This window comes from Streptomyces glaucescens (assembly GCF_000761215.1).
GTDB classification, from domain to species: domain Bacteria; phylum Actinomycetota; class Actinomycetes; order Streptomycetales; family Streptomycetaceae; genus Streptomyces; species Streptomyces glaucescens_B.
The window spans coordinates 851720-876399 of record NZ_CP009438.1 but is presented as its reverse complement, the minus strand read 5'-3'; the positions used below and the strand labels follow the sequence as shown (position 1 = coordinate 876399).

At 75.0% G+C, this 24680-nt stretch carries 22 protein-coding genes; 8 read left to right on the top strand and 14 right to left on the bottom strand.

What is annotated here, in order from left to right; all coding sequences use genetic code 11:
* Positions 1–9: 9 nt before the first annotated feature.
* The 5 genes from SGLAU_RS03765 to SGLAU_RS03745 form a co-directional block, all read right to left on the bottom strand.
* Positions 10–588 (bottom strand): hypothetical protein, encoded by a 579-nt coding sequence (locus SGLAU_RS03765; RefSeq protein ID WP_052413599.1) that lies wholly within the window; start codon positions 586–588, stop codon positions 10–12.
* A gap of 168 nt (positions 589–756) precedes the next feature.
* A complete protein-coding gene (locus SGLAU_RS03760; RefSeq protein WP_043498352.1) occupies positions 757–2202 on the bottom strand; it encodes a glyceraldehyde-3-phosphate dehydrogenase in 1446 nt (481 codons plus the stop codon).
* A gap of 150 nt (positions 2203–2352) precedes the next feature.
* Positions 2353–3993 (bottom strand): phosphodiester glycosidase family protein, encoded by a 1641-nt coding sequence (locus SGLAU_RS03755; protein WP_159072758.1) that lies wholly within the window; start codon positions 3991–3993, stop codon positions 2353–2355.
* Between the two features lie 551 nt (positions 3994–4544).
* Entirely contained in the window at positions 4545–6377 is a 1833-nt protein-coding gene (locus SGLAU_RS03750) for a glycoside hydrolase family 15 protein (protein WP_052413597.1), read from the bottom strand.
* 186 nt (positions 6378–6563) lie between these two features.
* Complete coding sequence (locus tag SGLAU_RS03745; protein WP_043498351.1) at positions 6564–7343, bottom strand: DeoR/GlpR family DNA-binding transcription regulator; 780 nt, start codon at positions 7341–7343, stop codon at positions 6564–6566.
* Between the two features lie 131 nt (positions 7344–7474).
* Between SGLAU_RS03745 and SGLAU_RS03740 the strand changes: the two genes are divergently transcribed.
* The gene (locus SGLAU_RS03740) at positions 7475–8356 is read left to right on the top strand and encodes an SIS domain-containing protein (protein WP_043498348.1); all 882 of its coding nucleotides are present in this window, start codon (positions 7475–7477) and stop codon (positions 8354–8356) included.
* 21 nt (positions 8357–8377) lie between these two features.
* Positions 8378–9232, top strand: a complete 855-nt coding sequence (locus SGLAU_RS03735; protein WP_043498346.1) for a class II fructose-bisphosphate aldolase — start codon at positions 8378–8380, stop codon at positions 9230–9232.
* Here SGLAU_RS03735 and SGLAU_RS03730 read toward each other — a convergent pair.
* Positions 9219–10355 (bottom strand): methyltransferase, encoded by a 1137-nt coding sequence (locus SGLAU_RS03730; RefSeq protein WP_043498343.1) that lies wholly within the window; start codon positions 10353–10355, stop codon positions 9219–9221. The two genes, SGLAU_RS03735 and SGLAU_RS03730, sit on opposite strands and share 14 nt — an antisense overlap.
* A 93-nt stretch (positions 10356–10448) precedes the next feature.
* On the opposite strand from SGLAU_RS03730, the gene SGLAU_RS03725 reads away from it, so the two are divergent.
* On the top strand, positions 10449–11147 hold the full coding sequence (locus SGLAU_RS03725) for an alpha-ketoglutarate-dependent dioxygenase AlkB family protein (RefSeq protein ID WP_043506223.1): 699 nt from the start codon (positions 10449–10451) through the stop codon (positions 11145–11147).
* Positions 11148–11174: 27 nt separating this feature from the next.
* A complete protein-coding gene (locus tag SGLAU_RS03720; RefSeq protein WP_043498341.1) occupies positions 11175–12416 on the top strand; it encodes an ROK family protein in 1242 nt (413 codons plus the stop codon).
* Positions 12417–12456: 40 nt separating this feature from the next.
* Here the strand turns inward: SGLAU_RS03720 and SGLAU_RS03715 are convergent, their stop codons facing one another.
* From SGLAU_RS03715 to SGLAU_RS03695, 5 genes are all read right to left on the bottom strand, one after another.
* Positions 12457–13221 carry an SDR family NAD(P)-dependent oxidoreductase gene (locus tag SGLAU_RS03715; protein ID WP_043498339.1) on the bottom strand — a complete coding sequence of 255 codons (765 nt, stop codon included), beginning with the start codon at positions 13219–13221 and terminating at the stop codon, positions 12457–12459.
* A 49-nt stretch (positions 13222–13270) separates the two neighbouring features.
* Positions 13271–14632 (bottom strand): MFS transporter, encoded by a 1362-nt coding sequence (locus SGLAU_RS03710; RefSeq protein ID WP_043498337.1) that lies wholly within the window; start codon positions 14630–14632, stop codon positions 13271–13273.
* A gap of 88 nt (positions 14633–14720) precedes the next feature.
* Positions 14721–15305 (bottom strand): TetR/AcrR family transcriptional regulator, encoded by a 585-nt coding sequence (locus SGLAU_RS03705; protein WP_043498336.1) that lies wholly within the window; start codon positions 15303–15305, stop codon positions 14721–14723.
* A 446-nt stretch (positions 15306–15751) separates the two neighbouring features.
* On the bottom strand, positions 15752–16342 hold the full coding sequence (locus SGLAU_RS03700) for a DUF4865 family protein (RefSeq protein ID WP_043498332.1): 591 nt from the start codon (positions 16340–16342) through the stop codon (positions 15752–15754).
* Positions 16343–16352: 10 nt separating this feature from the next.
* Positions 16353–16940, bottom strand: a complete 588-nt coding sequence (locus SGLAU_RS03695; protein ID WP_043498331.1) for a TetR/AcrR family transcriptional regulator — start codon at positions 16938–16940, stop codon at positions 16353–16355.
* 113 nt (positions 16941–17053) lie between these two features.
* Here SGLAU_RS03695 and SGLAU_RS03690 point away from each other — a divergent pair, with 113 nt between their 5' ends.
* Together SGLAU_RS03690 and SGLAU_RS03685 are read left to right on the top strand one after the other, a co-directional pair.
* Positions 17054–17398 (top strand): glyoxalase superfamily protein, encoded by a 345-nt coding sequence (locus tag SGLAU_RS03690; RefSeq protein ID WP_043498329.1) that lies wholly within the window; start codon positions 17054–17056, stop codon positions 17396–17398.
* A gap of 144 nt (positions 17399–17542) precedes the next feature.
* Entirely contained in the window at positions 17543–17827 is a 285-nt protein-coding gene (locus tag SGLAU_RS03685; protein ID WP_043498327.1) for an SHOCT domain-containing protein, read from the top strand.
* 164 nt (positions 17828–17991) lie between these two features.
* Here the strand turns inward: SGLAU_RS03685 and SGLAU_RS03680 are convergent, their stop codons facing one another.
* Both SGLAU_RS03680 and SGLAU_RS03675 read right to left on the bottom strand, forming a co-directional pair.
* On the bottom strand, positions 17992–18579 hold the full coding sequence (locus SGLAU_RS03680; protein ID WP_208868879.1) for an ATP-binding protein: 588 nt from the start codon (positions 18577–18579) through the stop codon (positions 17992–17994).
* A 192-nt stretch (positions 18580–18771) separates the two neighbouring features.
* Positions 18772–19095 carry a hypothetical protein gene (locus tag SGLAU_RS03675; RefSeq protein WP_043498325.1) on the bottom strand — a complete coding sequence of 108 codons (324 nt, stop codon included), beginning with the start codon at positions 19093–19095 and terminating at the stop codon, positions 18772–18774.
* 314 nt (positions 19096–19409) lie between these two features.
* Between SGLAU_RS03675 and SGLAU_RS03670 the strand changes: the two genes are divergently transcribed.
* Positions 19410–20552, top strand: a complete 1143-nt coding sequence (locus SGLAU_RS03670; RefSeq protein WP_043498324.1) for a PLP-dependent cysteine synthase family protein — start codon at positions 19410–19412, stop codon at positions 20550–20552.
* 690 nt (positions 20553–21242) lie between these two features.
* Here the strand turns inward: SGLAU_RS03670 and SGLAU_RS03665 are convergent.
* Positions 21243–22070 carry a DeoR/GlpR family DNA-binding transcription regulator gene (locus SGLAU_RS03665; protein WP_043498322.1) on the bottom strand — a complete coding sequence of 276 codons (828 nt, stop codon included), beginning with the start codon at positions 22068–22070 and terminating at the stop codon, positions 21243–21245.
* Positions 22071–22359: 289 nt separating this feature from the next.
* Here SGLAU_RS03665 and SGLAU_RS03660 point away from each other — a divergent pair, with 289 nt between their 5' ends.
* Positions 22360–24678, top strand: a complete 2319-nt coding sequence (locus SGLAU_RS03660) for a hypothetical protein (RefSeq protein WP_043498320.1) — start codon at positions 22360–22362, stop codon at positions 24676–24678.
* Positions 24679–24680 lie beyond the last annotated feature (2 nt).

Here is a 24680-nt window from a genome sequence, read left to right as displayed (position 1 = left end):
CGGTCCGGGTCAGCGGCTGCCGGTCCAGTTGTGGGCCACGTCCACCACGACCCGGTCGGCTGTCTGCGTCACCCGGAACGGCAGCCGGGCGCGCAGGCCGAGCCCGAACTGGCTCTCGCCCTCGAAGCTGCCCACGAAGCGGGCGTCGCGGAAGGTGCGGTAGCCGGTGAGGTCCACGCCCGGGAGCGGACGCCCGGCCCGGCCGGGATAGACGGGCGCACCGGTCTCGGGATCGTAGGCGGGTGCCATGACCCGGATCTCCAGGACGGCCTTGCCCGCGACCGGGACGGGACGGCCGGAGCCGTCCTGGTGGAGCCGGTCCACGTAACCGACCCGGTAGCCGACGCCCTTGCCGGCGCCGGGGACGTCGATGACCAGCCGGTCGTAGCAGGCGTGCCGGCCGGCCCTGACGTTCGTCAGCGGTTCCGTCGTGCCGGCGCCGCCGGTCCTGGCGAGGCTGCCCCAGCCGGTGGGGCAGGCCGTGGTCCGGGTGGTGGTGGGTGCGGTGGCCTGGGCCGGCACGGCCGCCGCCGTCAAGGTGATGCCGACGAGTGCGGCTGTCGCCCATGCTGTTCGTTTTCGCGCCATTGCGTCCCCTAGGGCATTCGCTGTCCGATATCAGATGAGACAGTCGGGTTCCCTGAATGGTTGCGCTCTCCCCCCGGGGAAATGGCGCCTCGGGGAAAGGGCGCGGCGGCCGTGCGCCCGACCGGTGGGGTCGGGCGCACGGCCGCCGCGGGTGCCGGGTGTCCCGGATCAGGCGCCGGGCGCCGGGTACGTCGGGTACTCCACCCCGGAGACGTGCTGCACGACGCGGATGACCTGGCACGAGTAGCCGAACTCGTTGTCGTACCACAGGTACAGGATCGCGTTGTCGCCGTCGACCTTGGTCGCGCCGGCGTCGACGATCGAGGCGTGCCGCGAGCCGATGAAGTCGCTGGAGACCGCGTCGGGCGCCGTGGTGAAGTCGATCTGGCGCTTGAGCGGGGAGGTCAGCGAGACGTTGCGCAGGTAGTCGAGGACCTCCTCGCGGGTCGTCTCACGGCCGAGGCGCAGGCTGAGGATCGCGATCGACACGTCCGGCACCGGAACCCGGATGGAGCTGCCGGTGATGGGCGCCTTGAGGTCGGGCAGCGCCTTGGCGACGGCCGAGGCGGCACCGGTCTCGGTGATCACCATGTTGAGCGGCGCGGAGCGCCCGCGGCGGTCGGCCTTGTGGTAGTTGTCCAGCAGGTTCTGGTCGTTGGTGAACGAGTGGACGGTCTCCACGTGGCCGCGCAGCACGCCGAACTCGTCGTCCATGGCCTTCAGCGGCGGGACGATCGCGTTGGTGGTGCAGGAGGCGCAGGACAGGATCTTCTCGTCCGGCTTGATGGTGTCGTGGTTGACGCCGTGCACGATGTTCGGGACGTCGCCCTTGCCCGGCGCGGTGAGCACGACCTTGTCGATGCCGGGGCGCAGGTGCTTGGACAGGCCCGCGCGGTCGCGCCACTTGCCGGTGTTGTCGATGAGGATGGCGTTCTTGATGCCGTACGCCGTGTAGTCGACCTCGGAGGGGTCGTTGGCGTAGATCACCTTGATGGTGTTGCCGTTGGCGACGATCGTGCCGGCTTCCTCGTCGACCGTGATCGTGCCCTGGAACTGGCCGTGGATCGAGTCGCGGCGCAGCAGCGAGGCCCGCTTCACGAGGTCCTGCTCACCGCCGCCGCGCACGACGATGGCGCGCAGCCGCAGGCCGTTGCCCGAGCCGGACTTCTCGATGAGCAGCCGGGCGACGAGGCGGCCGATGCGGCCGAAGCCGTAGAGGACGACGTCCCGGCCCTCGCGCCGTTCGATCTTGTTGGCGCCGGTGGCGCCGGCGACGGCCTCGGCGGTGAAGTCCTCGACCGACAGTCCGCGGTCGTCGGCCTTGTAGGTGGCGGCGAGCATGCCGATGTCGATCTGGGACGGGCCGAGATCGAGCGCGGTGAGCGCCTGCAGGAACGGCATCGTCTCGGTCACCGACAGCTCCTCGCCGGCGATCTGCCGGGCGAAGCGGTGGGTCTTGAGGATGCTGACCACCGACTTGTTCACCAAGGAGCGGCTGTGGAGGAGGACGGTGACGTCCCGCTCCCGGTGCAGCTTCCCGATGATCGGGATCATCGACTCCGCGATCTCCTCGCGGTTCTTCCAGTTCGTGAACGAGTCCTCGTTGACAGTCACAGATCCATCTTTCGAGCTAGGTGGCGCTCAGATGATAACCATGCCGCGTTCTGCCGCCCGGAGGGGGGTCGCCCCTACCGGCCGTCAGGCCGCCCGGCCGTCCGGCACCGGCCGCCGCTCGCCGGTCCGGTCCGGCCGGCGGGACGTCACCTACTGCGGCAGCACGACCAGGGTGTCCCCGGTGGGCCGCTCGCCCGTGGGGTCGCTGGGGTGGCCCTGGAGTTCGTCGCGCACGACCATCGCCGTCGAGCCACCGCCGTCCAGGTTGATCGCGTGCACCGCGCCGAGGCCGCGCATGACCTCGGCGGTCTCGGTGATCGACAGACCCGCGCTGTGACCGGGCCGGCGGCCGTCGACGGTGAGCAGCAGGAGGCGCCCGTCCCGCGTGACACCCGCCGCGGTGCGCGGATTGCGGCGCAGGTACCAGTCGTTGTACATGCCGGCGCGGTCCGCGCCGGCGATGTCCTGGGGGCTCCACCCGTCCCGCACCGGGTCGAGCGCCGGCTTCCCGTCCCGCAGCAGCAGGGGGCCGCCGTTGACGACGGAGGTGTCCGGGGTGAGTTCCAGCGGGGTCCGCGTCCCGGCGTCCACCACGGTGCCGCGCACCGTCAGCGGGGCACCGACCCTGGCGTGGGCGCGCAGCCAGTCGGCTCCGCCTCCGGTGCCCTGGAGGACGGTGCCGAGCCGGGGCACGGGCCCGCCCCGGCCCTCCCGGACCGCCGTGACCCGGCCGTCGGCGCCGAGGGTGGCCTGGAATCCGGGCCCCTGCGGGGCGGAGGTGCCGAACGCCGGGGTGAGGGCGATCACCTCGTCCGCGTTGCCGCAGGTGTAGTCGTGCGCCGGGCGGGAGAACGGGGTGGCGTTCCCGACGCCGCCGCAGTTCGGGATCAGACCCGGCCGCCGGTTGAGGCCGGTCACCTCGCGGGACGCGCCGTCGGCGGCGGCGACCGTGATCCGGGTCTCGATCCGCCGGACCGAGGTGTTCCGGCCGTTGCCGGCCGGGACGACGAGGGCGGGCCGCCCGTTCACGGCTTCCGAGACGAGCTCCCCGCCGATCACCGAGACGCCGGCGGGATCGCCGTCGGTGCCGGCCACCCAGTTGCCGGGAGTGTGCTTCTCGCCGCCGATGACGAAATAGCCGGCGTTGACCGCGGCGAGGGCGCCGGTGCGCCGTGCCACCGAGCTGGTCGTCTCGCGGCCCGGTACGACACCGGTCGCCAGCTCGGACCGCAGCCGGCCGCGGAAGCGCGCGGGGTCCACCACGAGCACGTCCAGTGACCAGGGCCCGGTGGTCGCGAGCCCGTCCTCGCTGGTGTGCTGGACGTGCCCGGGCAGCCCGCGGGCCGTGATCTCGTCCTCGGCCCGGTCGGCGGCGGCCCGGTCGGCATACCGGCCCACCCGCACCATCCAGCCGAGCGGCCGGCCGAGAGGGCCCCGCGGGTCGGGTCCGGCGGTGCGGTCGCGCCGCGGCCGGTAGCCGGCGGCGCGCACCTTGCGCTCCAGCTCGGCTGCCTCCGCCTTGTTGGTGGCGAGCCCGATCGTCACGGTCCAGAAGTCGCCCGCCGACCTATGGCCCCGCTCGATCGCGATGTGCGTGACCCCGGGCGCCAGCTCCCGGGAGGTCCGGGTCTCCTCCAGCGTGGCGGCGCCCAGCGGCAGCTCCTCGGCGGCCGTCGTGTCCGTCTGCCGCACGGCCGGCCGGTTCTCCACCGTGGCGGCCAGTGCGGCGGCGGCCACACAGGCGGCCGTCGTCCCGGCGATCAGCCAGCGGCGTGCCGTTCGACGTGTCATACAGCGTGCCCTTTCAGCTACGGGGAGTCGACTCCGACCGTGCACGCCGTACGCGTCACCCAGGAGGCGGCCGGCTCGCCGGGGGATGGCGGACGAGTGGCCGTACGGAGGCGATGGCGCGGCGCGCGCACGGTTCATGGGCGATCCGTGGTCCGGGGCACGCGAGGGGGCGTCGGAGTCGATGCTTTTCAGCCATGATCGACCGGAGCATTCTCCCATGACGGCGCTCCCGCGCTGACGCGCGGGGCCGGTGGCACGTCCGGTCCCGTAGGGCCGGTGAGTCGCGTGACCAGCACCTGTCCCATGGCAGGGGGAGGGCGAAGGCTGCGCCGCCGGGGCGGCGGCGTCCACCGCGGCACCCTGATCAAGTCGGCCGGATCACGCCCCTCATCGGTCGTCGTTCCGGCCGTGAGCGAGGCCGGCGGTCGCCGTGTCCCGGCCGCTCCGGGTGCCGTGTCCCCGCCGGACGGTGAACCGGGTTCTCCGCCGGATCGCGCACCGGGTCGCCGCCGCTCCGGGCGCCGTGTCCCCGCCCGGGGCGGCGGGGCGGTTCAGCCGAGGGCGCGGTCCAGGTGGAACGCGGCGCTGATCAGGGCGAGGTGGGTGAACGCCTGCGGGAAGTTGCCCTGCTGGTCGCCGGTGTGGCCGATCTCCTCGGCGTACAGGCCCAGATGGTTGGCGTAGGTGAGCATCTTCTCGAACGCCAGCCGGGCCTCGTCCACCCGGCCGGCGTGCACCATCGCCTCGACGTACCAGAACGAGCAGATCGAGAACGTGCCCTCGTCGCCGCGCAGTCCGTCCGGGCTGGCCTGCGGGTCGTAGCGGTAGACCAGCGAGTCCGACACCAGCTCCTCGGTCAGCGCGTCGAGGGTGGACAGCCACTTGGGGTCGGTCGGCGCGATGAACTTGGTCAGCGGCATCATCAGCACCGCCGCGTCCAGCACCTCACCGCCCTCGTACTGCACGAAGGCCTGTCGCTTCGCCGACCAGCCGCGGCTGTGGATCCGCCGGTAGACGGCGTCCCGGGCCTCCTGCCAGCGGAGCAGGTCGGCGGGGAGCCCGCGTCGCACGGCGATCCGGATGCCCCGCTCGATCGCCACCCAGCACATCAGCCGCGAGTACAGGTAGTTCCGCCGGCCGCCCCGGGTCTCCCAGATGCCCTCGTCCGGCTGGTCCCAGTGCGCGCACACCCAGTCGACGAGCGCGCAGACGTCGTCCCACTGGGCGCTGGAGATGGGGCGCGCCCACCTGTCGTAGAGGTAGATGGAGTCGAGGAGTGCGCCGTAGATGTCCAGCTGGAGCTGTTCGGCCGCCGCGTTGCCGACCCGGACCGGGGCGGAGCCCTGGTGCCCCTCGAGCTGGGGCAGTTCGCGTTCCGTCAGATCGGTGCGGCCGTCGATGCCGTACATGATCTGCAGCGGGCCGGAGGCCCGGCTGTCGCCCGGGCTGACGTGCCGGGTCACGAAGTCCATGAACGCCTCGGCCTCACCGCTGAACCCCAGCCGCAGCAGCGCGTACACGCAGAACGCGGCGTCGCGCACCCACACGTACCGGTAGTCCCAGTTGCGCTCGCCGCCCGGCCGCTCGGGCAGGCTGGTGGTGGGGGCGGCGACGATCGCGCCCGTCGGCGCGTAGGTGAGCAGCTTCAGGGTGAGTGCCGAGCGGTGCACCATCTCCCGCCAGCGGCCCCGGTACCGGGACTGGGACAGCCACCGGCGCCAGTACGCCACCGTGGCCTGGAACTCCTCCTCGGCCTCCGTGCGGGGGCACCGGCGTGGCGCCACGTCACCGCCCACCTGGTCGAGCGCGAACACCGCGGACTCGCCCTCGGCGAGTTTGAACTCGGCCCGCGCGTCCGGCCCGTCCGGCTCCAGCGGCACGGTCGCGGTGAGCGCGAGCGTCAGCCCGGCCGAGGCGAAGACCGCCACGCCGTCCTCCATGCGCAGGGTGTGCGGCCGCGCGCCGAAGTCGAAGCGGGGCGCGACGTGTGCGCGGAACACCACCGACCCGCGGACGCACACCACCCGGCGGATCAGCCGGTGCCGTTCGGCCTCCGCCCGCTCGCCGCGGACGGGCATGAAGTCCTGCACCTCACCCACGCCGTCCTCGGTGAAGAAGCGGGTGATCAGGACGTTGGTGTCGGGGAAGTAGAACTGCTTCGTCTTCGCCGGTCCGGCGGCCGACAGCCGGAAGGCGCCGCCGCGCTCGGCGTCCAGGATGGAGGCGAAGACGCTCGGCGCGTCGAAGGCGGGACAGCAGTACCAGTCGATGGTGCCGTCGGTGCCCGTCAGGGCCACGCTGCGCAGATCGCCGATCAGCCCGTGCTCGGCGACCGGCAGGTAACGCGGCCCTCCGGAGCCGCCGCCGCTCGCTGTCCCGGCCATCGCCGCCTCCCTCGAAGGTCCGCCAGCGCGGTTCCAGCTTAGGGGCGTCTCGTCGCTCGTGCCGGGCGCCCGGCGCCCGATTCCCGCCCCCCGTGCCCGGCTTCCGACTGGCGGCGCCCGACCCCCGGCTTCCAGGTGCCGGATCCCGGCGTCCGGCATCGCGCCGCACCGCGGCGTCGCCGGCCGTCACACGGCGACGACCCGGATCCCCGCCTCCTCGAACCGCCGCACCACGGCCTCGTCCGCCGCCGTGTCGGTCACCAGGGTGTCCACGGCCCGCGCGGCGCAGATGCGGGCGAAGGCGCGGCGGCCCAGCTTGCTGGAGTCGGCGGCGACCACCACCCGTTCCGCCCGCTCGCACAGCAGCCGGTTGATCGCGGCCTCCGCCTCGTCGTGCGCCGCGGCGCCGTGCACCACGTCGAAGGCGACGACACCGAGCACCGCCACATCCAGCGTGACCTGGCCCAGCACCCCGTCCGCGAGCGGCCCGATCAGCTCGTACGACTGCGCCCGTGCCACCCCGCCGGTCACGACGATCTTGAACTGGGGCCGTACGGCGAGCTCGTTGGCGATGTTGAGCGCGTTGGTGACGACGGTGAGCGCGGGCGAGCCGGAGCCGAGATCACCGCGCACGGCGAGCGCGCGGGCCACCTCGGTGGTGGTCGTGCCCCCGGTCAGCCCGACCGCCTCGCCGGGTGCGATCAGCTCCGCCACCGCCTTGGCGATGCGCTGCTTCTCGGAGGCGCGGCGGGCCGTCTTGTAGCGCAGCGGGAGTTCGTACGACACCCCGTGCACCACGGCGCCGCCCCGGGTCCGCACGAGCATCTGCTGCTCGGCGAGCTGGTCGAAGTCCCGGCGGATCGTGGCGGCCGACACCTCCAGCTCGGCGGCGGCCTCCTCGACGTCCAGCCGGCCGCGCTCGACGAGCAGTTCCAGCAGTGCCTTCCAGCGGGCGTCGCGCGACATCCGCACCCTCCATCCGGTCCCGGTCCTCCTCGGCGACCCTAGCGCACCCCCACTCCCTCCCCATGCTTGAAGATGCTCGGAAGCGCGCGCTACCTTGCATGAACAATCACATCAGTGGGAGGGGCTACGACATGACCCATGTCGAGGACGAGCTGCGCACCCAGCCGGAGTGCTGGACCCGAGCCGCGGGGCAGGCACCCGGACACCGCGCCGCGCTGCCCGCGCCGGGGGAGCGGGTGGCGTTCGTCGGCTGCGGCACCTCATACTTCATGGCCCGCGCCGCCGCCGCCCTGCGGGAGGGCGCCGGCCAGGGCGAGACCGACGCGTTCGCCGCCTCCGAGTTCCCGCACGGCCGCCCCTACGACCGGGTGGTGGCCCTCACCCGCTCCGGCACCACCACCGAAGTCCTCGAACTGCTGGGCGAGTTGCGGGGCCGCCTGCGCACCACCGCCGTCACCGCCGACCCGGCCACCCCCGTCGCCGAGACCGCCGACGACCTCGTCGTCCTCGACTACGCGGACGAACGCTCCGTCGTCCAGACCCGCTTCGCGACCACCGCGCTCACCCTCCTCCGCGCCCACCTCGGCCTGCACACCGACGCCGTCACCGCCGACGCCCGCACCGCCCTCGCCGGGGACCTGCCGCAGGGACTCGCCGGCCGCACCCGGTTCGCCTTCCTCGGCCGCGGCTGGACGGTGGGCCTCGCCGACGAGGCCGCCCTGAAGATGCGCGAGGCCGCCGGCGCCTGGAGCGAGTCCTACCCGGCGATGGAGTACCGGCACGGCCCCATCAGTGTCAGCACGCGCGGCACCGCCACCTGGATGCTGGGCCAGGCGCCGCCCGGACTCGCCGACGAGGTCCGCGCCACCGGCGCCCAGTGGATCGCCGGCGGCCTCGACCCGCTCGCCGAACTGGTCCGCGCCCAGCGCCTCGCGGTCGCCGTCGCCGCCGCCCGCGGCCTCGACCCGGACCGCCCCCGCCACCTCACCCGATCGGTGATCCTCGCGCCCTGACCCCGCCGGAAAGGACCGACCGTGTCTCTCGTCACCACCGGCGAGTTGGTCACCGCCGCCGCCGCGGCCCGCCGCGCCGTGGCCGCCTTCAACGTCATCACCCTGGAACACGTCGAGGCGGTCGTCGCCGGCGCGGAGGCCGCGGGCGCACCCGTCGTCCTCCAGGTCAGCGAGAACGCCGTGCGCTTCCGCCACGGACGGCTGCTGCCGCTCGCCCGCGCCGCCGTCAGCGCCGCCGAACAGGCGGCCGTCCCCGTCGCCCTGCACCTCGACCACGTCCGCGGCGAGAGCCTCCTGCGGCAGGCGCCGGACGCCGGGTTCAGTTCCGTGATGTACGACGCGGCCCGGCTGCCGTACGCCGAGAACCTGGCCGCCACCCGGGCCGCCGCCGACTGGGCGCACGCCCGGGGGCTGTGGATCGAGGCGGAGCTGGGGGAGGTGGGCGGCAAGGACGGACGGCCCCCGCTGGACGCCCACGCGCCGGGCGCGCGCACCCGTCCCGCGCAGGCCCGCGCCTTCGTCGCGGACACCGGGGTGGACGCCCTCGCGGTCGCCGTGGGCAGTGTCCACGCCATGACCACCCGCACCGCGCGCCTCGACCACGACCTGCTCAAGCGCCTCGCCGCGCGCCTCGACGTGCCGCTCGTGCTGCACGGCTCCTCCGGGCTGCCGGACGACGAACTGACCGCGGCGGTCGCGGGCGGCATCACCAAGGTCAACATCGGCACCGCGCTCAACATCGCCATGACCGCGGCGATCCGCACGCATCTCGCCGGCCACCCCGAGGCGGTGGACCCGCGGACCTACCTCGGCGCGGGGCGGGAGGCGATGGCCGACACGGCCGCGCGGCTCCTCCGCACGCTCAGCGCCGCTTGACCGCCTTCAGCACCACGAACTTGCGGTCGGCGGCGACCACTTCGCTGTTGCCGAACAGCCGCCGCAGCTTCACGTGGTACCCGAGGTGCCGGTTGCCGACCACCCACAGTTCACCGCCCGGCCGCAGCACCCGCCGGGCGCCGCTGAACATCCGCCAGGCCGTGGCGTCCGTCGTGGCCTGGTGGGAGTGGAACGGCGGATTGTTGAGCACGACGTCGGCGCTGCCGGGCGCCACACCCGCCAGCCCGTCCCCGACCCGGAACTCGGCGTGCCCCGGCACCCCGTTGGCCCTGTACGTCGCCTCGGCGGACGCCACCGCCTGGAACGACTCGTCCACGAACAGCACTTCGGCCTGCGGATCGGCCAGTGCCACCGCCGTCCCCACGACCCCGTTGCCGCAGCCCAGGTCCACCACCCGCCGCGCCCCCCGGCTCGGCGGGAGATGCCCCAGGAAGAACCGCGTGCCGATGTCCAGCCGGTCGGCGCAGAACACGCCCGCGTGGTTGACGACGGTGTGCCCGGAGGCCGGCCCGATGCCGTCGGGCAGCGCGTAGCGGTACGGCCACGGGTTGGCGGGACGGCTCAGCGACGGGTCCGGGGTGGCGAAGATCAGCCGCGCCTTCTGTTCGGCGAGCGAGGTGCGGGTGGGGCCGACGATCCGCTCGAACAGCCGGAGCGTGGAGGTGTGGATCTCCTTCACCATGCCGGTGCCGACGACCACCGAGTCCGCGTGCAGCGCGGGCGCCAGCCGCAGCAGCTGGTCCTCCAGCAGCGCGAGGCTCTTCGGCACCCGCACCAGCAGCACGTCGATCCGCTCCGGCGGCGGATCCTGCGTGGTGCGAAGCTGCACCTGGCCCGGCTGGACACCGGCCCGCGCCAGGTTCGCCCGGGTCGCCTCCTGGGTGAGGAAGGAATCGGTGACCTGCGCCGGCGCGTGCCCGGCGAGCGCCGTGGCCAGCGCGCCCCAGCGGTCGCCCAGGATCACGACCGTGCCGTCGAGCGGGACGTCCTGGGCCGCGAGGTGCCGCAGCAGATAGGCGTCGGAGGCGTCCCAGGCCCGCAGGCGGTCGCGCGGGTCCTCGGGGAAACGGGTGAGCGCCAGCTCGCCCCAGGGGGTCGTCATACGGTCGTTCATCGTGCGTCAAGGCTAGCGGAGCCGCAGTTCAGCGACCGTGCGCCGGTGAGCGCGCCGGGACGGTGGGGGAGGATGGACGGCATGGACGCCGAGCTGTTCCCCCGAGAGCGGGCACGGGTGGCGCCGGGCGCGGTGCACGTCCCGGACTGGCTGGACCCGGACGGCCAGCGCGAACTGCTCGCGGCCTGCCGGGACTGGGCCCGCCCGCCCGCCGGACTGCGCACCGTCCGCACGCCCGGCGGCGGCACCATGACCGCCCGCCAGGTCTGCCTGGGCCTGCACTGGTACCCGTACGCCTACGCGCGCACGGCCGTCGACGGGGACGGCGCCCCGGTCAAGCCCTTCCCCGGCTGGCTCGGCGACCTCGGACGGCGCGCGGTCGCCGACGCGCTCGGCGGGACGGAGGCCGGTGGTGCCGCGGCGGACGCGGCGGCCGGCACCCCGCCGGGCCCGGCGTACGACGTCGCCCTGGTCAACTTCTACACCGGCGACGCCCGCATGGGCATGCACCGCGACGCCGACGAACGCTCCGACGCGCCCGTGGTGTCCCTGAGCCTCGGCGACACCTGCGTCTTCCGCTTCGGCAACCCCGAGACCCGCGGGCGCCCCTACACCGACGTGGAGCTGCGCAGCGGCGACCTGTTCGTGTTCGGCGGGCCCTCCCGGCTCGCCCACCACGGGGTGCCCCGCGTGCACCCGGGGACGGCGCCGCCCTGGCTGGGACTGCGGGGACGGCTCAATGTGACCCTGCGGGTGAGCGGCTTCCCGGCGGCCGGCTGACGGGCGGATCATGGGAGACTCACCCTCATGAGCGGCAAGGCTGACCCCCGTCCGGCGGGGGAAGGGACCACCTCGAGGGCGCGGCTGGACCGGGGGCGCGGTGCGCTCGGTCCCGCGCTGGAGCTCGTGCACACCGGACGGGCGCCCACGCGCGCCGTGCTCACCGCCGAACTCGGCGTCACCCGCGCCACGGCCGGCGCGGTCGCCGCCGAACTGGAGGCCCTGGGCCTGATCCGGGTCGATGCCAGGCCCGGCGCCGCCGCCGGTTCCCAGGGCCGCCCCTCGCATCGGCTGCGGGTCGCCGAGGACGGCCCCGTGGTTCTCGCCGCCCAGGTGCACGCCGACGGCTTCCGGGCCGCGCTGGTCGGGCTCGGCGGGCGGATCGTCGCCACCGCGCCCGGCTGCGAGACCATCGACGCCGACCCCGCCAAGGTGCTCGGCTCGGTCGTCGAGGCGGGCGCGGACCTGCTGCGGCAGACCGGACGGCGGTGCGTGGGCGCCGGACTCGCGGTGCCGTCCGCCGTCGCCGAGCCGGAGGGCCTGGCGCTCAATCCGCTGCACCTGGCCTGGCCCGCGGGCGCGCCGGTGCGGGAGATCTTCGCCGGGTGCGTGCGCGCCGCCGGCATCTCCGGGCCCGCCTTCGCCGCCAACGACGTCAACCTCGCCGCGCTCGCCGAGCACCGGCACGGCGCCGGCCGCGGCGCCCGTGACCTGCTGTGCGTGGCCACCGGGCACCGCGGTGTCGGCGGCGCGCTGGTGCTCGACGGGCGGCTGCACTCGGGCAGTTCGGGCCTCGCCCTGGAGGTCGGTCACCTCACCGTCAACCCCGAGGGCCGCGCCTGCCACTGCGGCAGCCGGGGCTGCCTCGACGTGGAGGCCGACCCGCTGGCCCTGCTCACCACGGCCGGCCGCGATCCGGGGCCCGAGGTGTCGCTGCTCCAGCAGGCCAACGACCTGCTCCGCGAGGAGTACGCCGACCCGGCCGTCCGCACCGCCGCCGAGGCGCTGATCGACCGGCTGGGCCTGGGCCTGGCCGGGCTGGTCAACATCCTCAACCCGGACCGGATCATCCTCGGCGGTCTGCACCGCACCCTCCTGGACACCGACCCGGAGCGGCTGCGCGCGGTGGTGGCCGACCGCAGCCTGTGGGGCCCCAGCGGCGGCGTCCCCATCCTGCCCTGCACCCTCGACCACAACAGTCTGGTCGGCGCGGCGGAGCTGGCCTGGCAGCCGGTGCTGGACGACCCGCTCGGGGCGCTCACGGGCTGACCCGGGCCGCTACAGCGACGCGCCGGGCCGGCCCGGGCCGCTACAGCGACGCGCCGCCGTCGATCACGAGGTCGGTGCCGACCAGGGACGCGGCGGCGTCGGACGCCAGATACAGCACCGCCTGCGCCACCTCCTCCGTGGCGGCGACCCGGCCCAGCGGCGACTGTTCCTTCATCCGCACGGCCCGCTCCGCCTCGGTCTCGCCCGGCCGGAGCGACATGGCCGTGTCGGACGCCCCCGGGCTCACCGCGTTGATCCGCACGCCTTCCCCGATGTGCTCCAGGGCGGCGCCCCGGGTGAGCGAGGTGACGGCCGCCTTGGTCGCGGCGTAGGCGGTGGTGCCGGGCACCTGCTGGTGGGTGCCCAGGTTGGAGGCGATGTTGACGATCGCGCCGCCGCCCGGCTGGGCGCGCATCTGCCGGATCTCGGCCGCCATGGCGAGGAAGACGCCGGTGACGTTGATGTCGAGCACGGTCCGCCAGTCCTCCCCGGTCATCTCGGGCAGCGGCCCGCCGCGGAAGACACCCGCGTTGTTGACGGCCACGTCGAGCGAGCCGAACCGGTCGACGGCCGCCCGGACCAGTGCGGTCACGTCGTCGGCGCGGCTGACGTCGGCGGTGTGGGCGAGCGCCGTACCGCCGGCCGCCTCGATCAGGGCGGCGGTCTCGTCGAGCGCCGCCCGGCCGCGCCCGGCCACGACGACGCGTGCTCCTTCGGCGGCGAACGCGAGGGCGACGGCCCGGCCGATGCCGGATCCGGCGCCGGTGACGAGGACGGCGCGGTCGGCGAAGCGAGTGCGGGACATGAGGAAGTGCCTTTCTTCGGATGGGTTGTCGATCACGGAAGGGAAGTGGTCAGCGGCGTGTGAGGCGCGGGAGCGGGGCGGCGAGCGCGAAGAGCGCCGCCGCCGCGGCGAGGCTCGCCCGGTCGCCGCCGGTGGCCAGCAGCAGGGCGAAGAGCACGGTCGGCCCGGCCTCCATCGCGGTGTTGTGCACCCCGCCGGCCAGCCCGGACCGCGCGGCGGGCACCCGCTCGGTGGCCAGCACCGCCGCCCCGGCGAACGCCGCGGCGGCTCCCAGGGGGAGCAGGACGAGGCCGGGCAGGACGCCGTGGCCGTAGGAGAGACCGTCGTCGAGCCCGGTCAGGGCGAGCAGCCCCAGCCCGCCGGCGCCGGTGGCCAGGCCGCCCGCGGTGACCGTCGCGGGCCCGAGCCGTTCGACGAGCCGCCCGGACACCCGGCCGGAGACGAGGAGCGCCACCGCGAACGGCGCGAACGCCGCCGAGGTGCGCAGGGCCGACCAGCCGCGCTCCTCCTGGAGATGGAGCGAGAACAGCACGAAGACGGTGCTGGTCCCCGCCGCCGTCAGCGCGGTGGCGGCCAGCCCGAGCGCGCGCCGCCCGTCGCGCAGGAAGCCGGGCGGCAGCAGCGGGTCGGCCGTGCGCCGCTCCACCACGAGGAGGGCGGCGAGCAGGACGGCCCCGGTGCCGAGCGGGACCAGGACCGGCGCCGAGCCCCAGGGCCGGGCGTCGGTGAGGACCAGACCGTAACTGACGGACACGATCCCGGTGGTCGAGAGCAGCGCGCCGGCCACGTCGAGACGGCCGGTTCGTTGTCGCGGGCCGTCGGCCGGGAGCAGCCGGGGTACGAGCGGCAGGGCGAGGACCGTGACCGCGAGCGGCGCGGCGAGGGCCCAGCGCCAGGACAGCAGGGCGGAGACGGCCCCGGAGAGCAGCTGGCCCGCCGCGGCGCCGAGCACGGACAGGCCGCCCCAGCTCGCCATCGCCCGGCGGAACGCGGCCGGTTCGGGGAACAGGGCCCGCACCACGGCCAGCGCGGCGGGCGCGACCAGGGCGGCCCCGGCGCCCTGCCCGAACCGGGCGCCGAGCAGTGCGGCGTATCCGGGGGCGAGCGGCGCGGCGGCCGAGGCCGCGGCGAGGAGCAGCAGTCCGGCGAGGAGGGTGCGCCGCCCGCCGTACCGGTCGGCCAGGCGGCCCCCGAACAGCAGCAGGCCGGCGAAGGTGAGTCCGTAGGCCGCGCTCAGCAGGATCAGCTCCTCGCGGGGCGTCCCGAAGTGACGGCCGATCTCGGGCAACGGTACGGCGACGGCGGCCAGCGTGAAGATCAGGGTGACCTGTAAGGAGGCGAGCAGCGTGAAGGCGGGACCGGTGGCACGCACCGGACCGCCGGCGGCCGGAGCGGTGGCGACCGCGGTCATGGGCCCCCTCTTTCTGGATCGATCGGTCAATTATCGAGGTGACGCAAGGGGGCACCCCGGAGGGTGACCGGTCTTCCGTGGGGGCGGGTCAGTCCAGCAGCGCGAGCGCCTGCTCGGCCGCGTCCCGTACCCGCGCGGGGTCGTCCGAGGCCTTGCCGACGACGCGCAGGCCCTGCATCAGCACCAGCAGCATCCGGGCCAGCGCCCGCGGATCGCGCTCCTCGGGCAGCTCGCCCTGAGCCTGGGCCCGCACCAGCGCCGCGTGCAGCAGGGTCTCGACGTGTTCCCAGCTCGACTCCACCCGCCGGGCGGCGGCGCCGTCGTGCGGGGCCAGCTCGGCCGCCGTGTTGGTGACGAAGCACCCGGCCGTACGGCGGGTGGAGTCCATGGCCTCGGCCGCGAACCGCCGGACGACCGCCCGCACGGCGGGCAGCGCGGGGCCCGGCTGGGACAGTTCGCGCAGCAGCGCGGGGTTGTGGGACTCGCCGTAGCGGTCGAGCGCCTTCAGATACAGGTCGCGCTTGTTGCCGAAGGTGGCGTAGATGCTGGCGCGTCCGATGCCGAGGTGCTCCACGAGGTCCGCCATGGACGTCGCCTCGTACCCCCGGCGCCAGAACAGTTCGAGGGCCGACTGCAGGGCGGCGTCCGGATCGAATTCCTTGGTTCTGGCCATGCGCCGACCCTAGGGGTTTCGAGAACGAACGGTCAAGTATGAGTTTCGGGGCAGGGCGGCCCGCCGTTCCACCGGCCTCCCCGTGACCGGCCGGGACCCGGCGGCGCGGCGTGCCTCGGCACCCGGACGGCCGGACCACCGCGCACAAGTCCCCAACACCCCGCGGCCGTCGGGGCGTCGGGCCGTCGGGGCTTTCGGGCGACCGAACCGGCGCACCGAACCGGCGCACCGAACCGGCGCCCGTCTCGGCCTCCGGCCTCGGCCGTACCCGGCGCAGCGGATCCGGCGTACGCGGCCCGCCGCGCACCGGGTGGGCGGCGGTGGCCGTGGTGCCGCCGCCGAGCGACAGCCGGTCGGCGATCCCTACCGCGCCTCGCGCCTCGCGCCTCCGCCGGCCGCGCGGAACGCGTCCGGCCCCGCGCGGCCGGACGCCGCGCACGCCGCGCTCACCACTGCCGGCCGCGCGGCAGCCGCGCCCGCCCCGGCGCCGACAGGTGCAGCACCCGGAACACCTCGCCCCCGGCCCCCGGCGACCGCTCCGGCTCCCGCGCCCAGAGGGAGAAGAGGACCAGCTCCCAGCGGCCGGTGTCCACGGCCGCCGCCGCGCACACCGCGCCGTCCCCGGTCGCGAGCCGTGCGGTCTCGCGCACCGCGGCCTCGGCGATCTCGCCGAGCGCGGCGCCCTCCGGTACCGGCCGCCGCTCGCGGACGGCGACGCGGGCGGGCGCGTCGGCGGCACCCTCCTCGTACGCGAGCCCGGTCCACTGACGGATCGCGGGGCGCCCGAAGTCGTCGCTGAGCCCCTGGAAACCGCCGCCCCAGAGGAAGGAGTTCATGCCCCGCACGGTGTTCCACAGGTAGAACGGCGCGTACTGGTTGACCGGCGAGCCCTGCACCCCGCGCTCGCGCATCAGGTACGCCTTGAGACCCAGTCCGTCCCAGTCGTCGAGGAGGTGCCCGAGGCGGGCCACGCGCGCGCGGACGACGTTCATGTCGTAGTCGGCGGGCAGGGTGATCTCGTACTGCATGGCGTGCAACGGACGCTCCTCAGGCGGTGGGTGTGGCAGGCGGTGCCAGTAGGGCGAGCAGGCCGCGGACCCCGGCGTCGAACGCGGCCGGCTGCCCGGAGGCGCGGGCGAGGACATAGCCGCCCTGCACGGTCGCGACGATGGTCGCGGCGGTCTCCCCGGCGTCGAGCCCGGGCCCGAACTCGCCCCGTTCCTGGCCCTCCCGGACGATCGAGGCGAGCCGTTCGCGCAGCCAGTCCAGCGTCTCGTCGACGGGCGCGCGCAGCTCCTCGCTGGTGATGACGTCCGGGTCCATGGTGAGCCGTCCGACCGGGCAGCCCCGCAGCACGTCGCGCTCGCGCAGCAGATAGGCCGCGATCCGCTCGTACGGCGTTCCCGGCCCGCCGAGCACGGCCTCGGCCGTGGCCCGCATCATCTCGGCGGTCCGCCGGATCGCGGCCAGCGCGAGGTCAGGCTTGCCCTTGAAGTGGTGGTACATGCTGCCCTGCCCGGCGCCGGCCCGCTCCAGGATCGCCTTGGGGCTCGTCCCCACGTAACCGCGCTCCCACAGCAGTTCGCGGGTGGACTCGATCAGTCGCTCGGAGGTGCTCACGCCCCGACTGTACATACTGGTAGTTACAGAAGTCGAGGCCCGGTGGGGCACTGGCCCCGGCGGAACCACCGGCCCGGACGCCGCGGCCCCGGCCCCGCCCCGCGGCCGGCTCCTGTGATCATGGGACCATGCGACCGGAACCGGAAGAAGAGGTCATTCCCGTGTTGCGCGTGGCCGACGCGGCCGCCGCCGTCCGCTGGTACGCCCGGCTGGGCTTCGCCGCGCAGTGGGAGCACCGTTTCGCGCCCGGCCTGCCCGCCTTCGTCGAAGTCGCGCGCGGACGCGTGCGGTTGTTCCTCTCGGAGCACACGGGCGACGCCCCGCCCGACACGCTGGTCCACCTGCGGCTGGCCGGCGTCGACGCGATCGCCGCCGAGTTCGGCGTGACCGTGGCGGAGCAACCCTGGGGCCGGGAGGTGGAGCTGCGCGACCCCGACGGCAACCGCCTGCGCGTCGGCACCCCCACCGAGTGACCGGCGGCGGGCCGCGGCGCTCGCCTACTCCCTCGGAGGTAGCCGCACTGCCCACGGCCGTACGACGACCCACCCCCCTCCCCGGGGCCACGGTGGAGTCATCACCGGTCCACCCGGGCCGGTCACCTCGGGAGATGACACACCATGCAGACCCTGGCACACCTCGGCGACGGCGGCCCCGGCGCCTGGATCCTGTTCTTCCCGCTGCTCTGGGCGGCCGTCCTGGCCGGCGGGATCACGCTGCTGCGCCGCACCGGACGGCGCGGGCACGACGGCCCCGGCAGGCCGGTCGGCGGCGACCCCGGTTCGCCCATCGCCCTCCTCGGCCGCCGCTTCGCCTCCGGCGAGATCGACGAGGAGGAGTACTGGCGCCGGCTGTCCGTCCTTGACGAGCAGTTCGGCCGTACGGGAGGCGGCGGCGCGGCATGACCGCGCCGGCCGGGCGGGAGCGGTCCGCGCCACCCGTCACCGCCCGGTCGGTAAGGAGCGGGTCCGCGCCACACGTCAACCGCCCGGTCGGCCGGGAGCGGGTCCGCGCCACACGTCAACCGCCCGGTCGGCCGGGAGCGGTCCGCGCCCACCTCACCGCCCGGTCAGCCGGGAACGGCGGACCGGGCGGGAGCAGGTGCGGCGGGCCGGCCCGCGTCGGCGGGCTCGGCGCGGCCGACGGGTTCGATCTCCGCGAAACGGCGCGCGGGTGCCTCCGTGGGCGTGCGGCGCGGTGGACGCGACGACGTCTCGGTGTCCGTACGGCGGGGTGGGCGCGGCGGTGTCCTGCGCGCGGCGGACGGCGTGGGCAGCGTGAACCAGACGACCTTCCCGTGCTCGCCGTCGGGCCGTGCCCCCCAGCTCTCGCTGACGGCCGCCACCATGGCGAGCCCGCGCCCGCAGGTGGCCAGCGATTCGGCGTCCTCGACCACGGGGAGCCGGGGATCGTGGTCGCGCACCGAGACCTTCAGGCGGTCGAGCAGCAGCTCGATCTCCACGGTGCACATCTTGTCGGGCTGGGCGTGGCGGTGGACGTTGGTGAGCAGCTCGGTCACGCCGAGCGCCGCCCGGTCTATCAAGGCGTCGAGATGCCAGTAGCGCAACTGCGCTGAAACGATTCTGCGGACCTGGCCGATCCGCGACGGCAGGGCTTGGAGCTCCACCGTGCAGTGCCTGCTTGGGTACTTGATCACGGCTGCGACTCCCCGACGTGAGGTCCGGAAGAACACGGAGTTCGGATCCAGCAGAGTGCCTGCGTGCAACGGCCGCCTGCTGTCGTGGCCGGCGGGCTGGTTCGCAGCGTTATCGCCGGTAAACCCAGAGTGACGTGAGACCAGCGTGGCTCAGGGGGTGCGGCGGCGCAACTCGCGGTCGTCGCCGCCATCTCAGTCGCCGTGCCCCGCCGCCCTGCGCACCGCCTCGATGAACCGGTGCGCCGCGGGCGGCCCCGGCTCCCCCGGAGCGGGATCGCGCTCGCTCAGGGTCAGCTGGTACCGGGTGCCGTTGAGATCGGCGAGCGCCCGGTCCCCCGGCCCGAACCACGGCCTCGACGCCCGCACCGACCGCACCGGCGCGCTGTCGATCTCACTGCCGTAGCTGGTCAGCAACTCCAGCCGGCCGCCCCTGATCCGCACCTCACCGGCCCGCGACAGCGAGCGCAGCCCCTTCCCGATCCGCACGTCCCTGGCCGTGAACTCAGGCTCCGCCATGCCCCTTACGCCCCCTTGTCGCATGCTCGCGCGTGGGCCCGACCGGGCGGGCCACCCCGCCCCCGGTGCAGTCTGCCCCGCCCGCGGATCGAGCACCAGTGCGCATGTGCCGGGCGCACCGGCCACCCGGAGCACTCACCCGAATGCGCCCCCGCCGCACGTCCGCCCGCGCCCCTTCGCACCCCTGTTCCCGCAGTCGTCCTTTGAGCCCTCCAAAGGGGCGTTTATGCAGGTGAGAAGCGTGCCGAAGCTGTCTATGATCGGTGTGTCGGCCGCGCGACGCGCCGTCGGCGCGCAGCCTAAGGAGCACCGCCGTGAGCACCCGCACCACCCCCCACCACCCGCCCGCCCGTGCCACCGCCGGCACCCTCGACGTCGACCGGAGCGACGCCGCCTACCGCGGCTGGCTCAAAGAGGCCGTCCGCAGGGTGCAGGCCGACGCCAACCGCTCGGCCGACACGCACCTGCTGCGGTTCCCGCTGCCCGAGCGCTGGGGCATCGACCTGTACCTGAAGGACGAGTCCACCCACCCGACCGGCAGCCTCAAGCACCGCCTCGCCCGCTCACTGTTCCTCTACGGACTGTGCAACGGCTGGATCCGCCCCGGCCGCCCGGTCATCGAGGCCTCCAGCGGCTCCACGGCCGTCTCCGAGGCGTACTTCGCCAAGCTGATCGGCGTGCCCTTCATCGCGGTCATGCCGCGCACGACGAGCGCCGAGAAGATCCGCCTGATCGAGTTCCACGGCGGCCGGTGCCACTTCGTGGACGACCCGCGCACCATGTACGAGGAGTCCGCCCGCCTGGCGGCCGAGACCGGCGGCCACTACATGGACCAGTTCACCTACGCGGAGCGGGCCACGGACTGGCGCGGCAACAACAACATCGCCGAGTCGATCTTCCGGCAGCTGCGCCTGGAACGCTTCCCGGAGCCCGCGTGGATCGTCGCCACGGCGGGCACCGGAGGCACCTCCGCCACCCTCGCCCGCTACGTCCACTACATGCAGTACGACACCCGCATCTGCGTCGCCGACCCGGAGAACTCCTGCTTCTTCGAGGGCTGGACCACCGGCGACCCGGACGTGACCTGCGACTGCGGCTCCCGGATCGAGGGCATCGGCCGGCCCCGGATGGAACCGAGCTTCGTGCCGGGCGCCGTCGACCGGATGATGAAGGTCCCCGACGCGGCCAGCGTCGCGGCCGTCCGCGCCCTGGAGCAGGCCATCGGCCGCAAGGCGGGTGGCTCGACGGGCACCGGGCTGTGGAGCGCGCTGAAGATCGCCGCCGAGATGGTCGCCGCCGGCCGCACCGGCAGCGTCGTCACCCTCCTGTGCGACCCGGGCGACCGCTACCTCGACAAGTACTACTCCGACGCCTGGCTCGCCGCGCAGGGCCTGGACATCGCCCCGTACTCCGCGACGATCGAGTCCCTGCTGGCGACGGGCGTCTGGCCCGGCTGAGGCGGCTCGGCCCGCGCGGACTGCCCGCGGGCGACGGGCGACGGGCGGCCGGGCACCGGATCACCGGCCGGGCCGCCGGCGAACCCCGCACACGGGGTTCGCCCACGGGGGCCGGGGGCCGGGGGCCGTTCCCTGGCCGGCCAGGCGGGCACCGGGGTTCCGCCCACGGAGGCCCGGGGCCGTTCCCCGGCCGGCCAGGCGGGCACCGCGGCCGGGCACTTCGCGGACCGGCAGGTCACACCCGTGTCCGGCGCGGGTGCGGAAGACGGGCGGCGGCGCGCGGACGTCCGGCGCGGCAGGATCCCGCCGCCGACCGCCGACCGCCGACCGCCGACCGCCGACCGCCGACCGCCGACCGCCGACCGCCGACCGCCGACCGCCGACCGCCGACCGCCGACCGCCGACCGCCGACCGCCGACCGCCGGTGCAGGCCGCGGAGGCTCCCTCCGCCCCGGCCGGAGCCCCGGCAGCCCCGGCGGCCGAGGCCCGCGAGGAGAAGGTCTGCGGCCCGGACACGGCCACCACCGTCACGGAGGCCGGCCCGGAGGAGTCCCGGCGCCTTTCGTGCGGGGCGGCGGTCGTACCGGGCGCGCCGGTGACGGTACCGGTCCCACCGGGGCGCACCCCGCGGGCCGGCCGGATGCCGGCCTCCCCGGGCCCGGCGGCAGCGTCACCCCGGCCGGCGCCGGGTCAGTCGTCCGCGTCCTCGTCGGACTCGCCGGCCACCACCAGCCGCAGGTGCTCGGAGATCTCCGCACGGGCCTGCGCGGGCAGCCCGGCGTCCGTCACCAGGGTGTCGACCTGTTGCAGCGTCGCGAACGAACTCAGTCCCACCGTGCCCCACTTGGTGTGGTCGGCGACCACCACCACCCGGCGTGCCGACTGCACCAGGCGCCGGTTGGTCTCGGCCTCCGCCAGGTTCGGCGTCGACAGACCGGCCTCCGCCGATATCCCGTGCACACCGAGGAACAGCACATCGAAGTGGAGCGTCGCGATCGCCTGGTCGGCCACCGGCCCCACCAGCGAGTCGGACGGGGTGCGCACCCCGCCGGTCAGCACCACCGTGGCCGCGCCGGAGCGCTGCCCCGAGGTGCGCTGCGCCGCGTGGAAGACATCGGCCACCCGCACCGAGTTGGTGACGACCGTGAGGTCGGGCACGTCCAGCAGCCGGTGCGCCAGCGCGTACGTCGTCGTACCACCGGACAGCGCGATCGCGGCACCCGGCGCGACCAGCTCGGCCGCGGCCCGCGCGATGTCCTCCTTCGCGGACAGCTCCAGACCCGACTTGGCCTCGAACCCGGGCTCGTGCGTACTCGCCTCCGCCACCGGCACCGCGCCGCCGTGCACCTTCTCCAGCACACCCTGACGGGCCAGGGCGTCGAGATCGCGCCGGATCGTCATGTCCGACACACCGAGCTTGCGGGTCAGCTCGTTGACCCGGACGCCACCACGGCGGCGCACCTCGTCCAGGATCAGGGCGCGCCGCTGCTCCGCGAGGAGGTTCTGATTCTCGCTCACGTACGCTCCGGTCCTTTCACCTCAAGCCTCCGACACGCCCTCGCACCCCCTCCGACGAGGACTTCTCCCGCGGCCCCGGTGCGTGGGCGTCCCATCCTCGCACGGGCCGATGCGGGCCGCGCCATCGCCTGCCGGACGCGCACATGTCACAGGTGTCTCATCTGCCGCTCATCCGGCACCCCGATCGGGGAGATTCCGTGACGATGGGTGTACGCCGCCCGTCCAGCGGACATCCTGGTTGCCCGCACGACGACAGATGCCCGACGGCGCGTCACGGGGGAAGTGCACAGTGGAACACGCGCAGGAACGTGCCCTGAACGAAACGGCCGCCGCCCAGCGGCCCGAAGCCGCCCTGGAACTCCTGGTCCACGGCGTCGGCGGCACCACACCGGACCGCATGCTGGACGACCCCCGCACCACGCGGGTCGCGGGCGACGACACGGCAGCCGTCTTCCGCCGCACCGCGGACGTCGAGGCCGCCGCGCAGCACACCGGTACCGACGGCCGCCCGGTGCCGGAGGCGTACGTCTGGTGCAACCTGACCTCAGGCAACGGCGCCCGCGCCCTGTGGCTGCTGTTACTGCCGTTCATGGTGGTCAACCTCGCCCACTGGATGCGCCCCGCCGCCCACGGCCGTCCCCGCACCATCCGCCTCCACGGACTGCTCGTACGGCTCGCCGGACTCACCCTGACGGTGCTCCTGGTCGCCGCCGCCTGCGAGGTCGCCCTCGACCTCGCCGCCTGGCAGTGCGCGGGCACCTCCGCCTGCGCCGAACGGCACTCCTGGCTCGGCTTCCTCTCGCCCACGGTCTCCGACGGCGGCTGGTGGAGCCGCCCCGGCCGCCGGCTCGCCCTCGCCGCCTTCCTGCCCGCCGCCCTCGTCGGCCTCCTCTGGTACCTCTCCCTGCGCACCTGGAACGCCTACGAGTCCCAGCTGCCCCTCACCCGCCCCTCCCAGCCCGACGAGGCCGGCGCCCCGACCGCGCTGGCCCGGCCCGGCTTCTGGTACGGGCGGCGCCTGGTCGCCCGGCTCCGCGCCGCGCACACCGCCGCCGGCCTGCTCACGGTGGCCGCCGCCACCGTCGGACCCGCCGTCCGGCACGACCGCGCCCCCGGCGGGCCGGCCGCGCTCGACACGGCGGGCGTGCTGCTCGCGGCGGCCCTGCTGACCACCGCGGCCTTCGCGGTGGCGGTGGTCTGCAGCCGGGGCCGCAGCGAACGGCGGCTCGACGAGGACACCGACGCGCCCCTCGTCCGGCGCCTGCCGCTCGCCGCGCTGCTCCTGCTCGCCCTCGCCCTGGTCTACGCCGGCTGGGAGCGCCCCGGCTGGACGTCCTCCGGCCGGCTGCCCGGCGACGTCGCCTTCGGCGGCATCACCCTCGTCCAGGGACTGCTGGTGCTCGCCCTCGCCGTGGTCACCCACCTGCTGCACCGCAGCCGGCCCGACGGCCGCGCCGCCCTGCGCGGCCTCGGCGGACCCGCCGTCGCCATGCTGGCGTGCGCCCTCGGCGGAGTGATGTCCGGCGGGGTGTCCCAGCGGGTCGCCGACTGGCTGGACGGCACCCACGCCGCCGTCCCCGGCCCCCCGGTGCTGCTGACCTGGCAGGCGTCCGTGATCCCGCTGGTGCTCGTCGTCGTGCTGGTGCTGTGCGGCGTCCTCGCCCGGCACGCGCTGCGGCTGGCCCGCGCCGAACGCGCGGCCGTGGCCCGCGACTACCCCGGCGAGCACCTGGAACCGGACCGCACCCGCCGCATCGCCCGCGTCCGCGCGCTGGCCACGCTCACCGACCGCGCCCCCCTCCTGGTCGCCGTCGTCTCCGTCTCCACCCTGCTCCTCGGCGCCGCGGCCCTGGTGGGCGCCCTGGCCACCGGACAGACCCCGAGCCGCGCCGCCCGCGACGCCCAGGGCTTCGTCCAGGGCGCCGCCGAGACCGCGCAGGCTCTGGGCTCCTGGCTCATCGGCCTCGGCTTCATCCTGTTCGTCACCTGGGGACGGCGCGCCTACAAGGACGCCTCCGCGCGGCGCACCATCGGCATCCTCTGGGACGTCGGCACCTTCTGGCCGCGCGCCGCCCACCCCTTCGCCCCGCCCTGCTACGCCGAGCGGGCCGTTCCCGACCTGACCTGGCGCATCGACACCTGGACCCGCAGCACCGGCGGGCGGCTGGTGCTCTCCGGCCACTCCCAGGGCAGCGTGCTCGCCGCCGCCACGGCCTGGCAGCTGTCCCCGGCCACCCGCAGACGGGTCGCCCTGCTGACCTACGGCTCCCCGCTGGAGCGGCTGTACGGCCGCTGGTTCCCGGCCCACTTCGGCCCCGCCGCCCTGCGCGCCCTGCACCACGAGGTCGACTGCTGGCGCAACCTGTACCGGCTCACCGACCCGATCGGCGGCCCGGTCCGGGTGCCCGCGGACGGCGGGCCCGAGGTCGACCGCGCCCCGCTGAAGGACCCGCTCGCGCACGGCCGCACCGACGACCATCCGCTGCCCGCACCCGTACTCGGCCACTCCGACTACCAGGAGGACCCGGCCTTCGCCGAGGAACGCGAGCGGCTGCTGACCCGGCTGCGGCCCGAACTGCCCGTCCAGCGGCCCCAGGCCGGGCCCTGAGC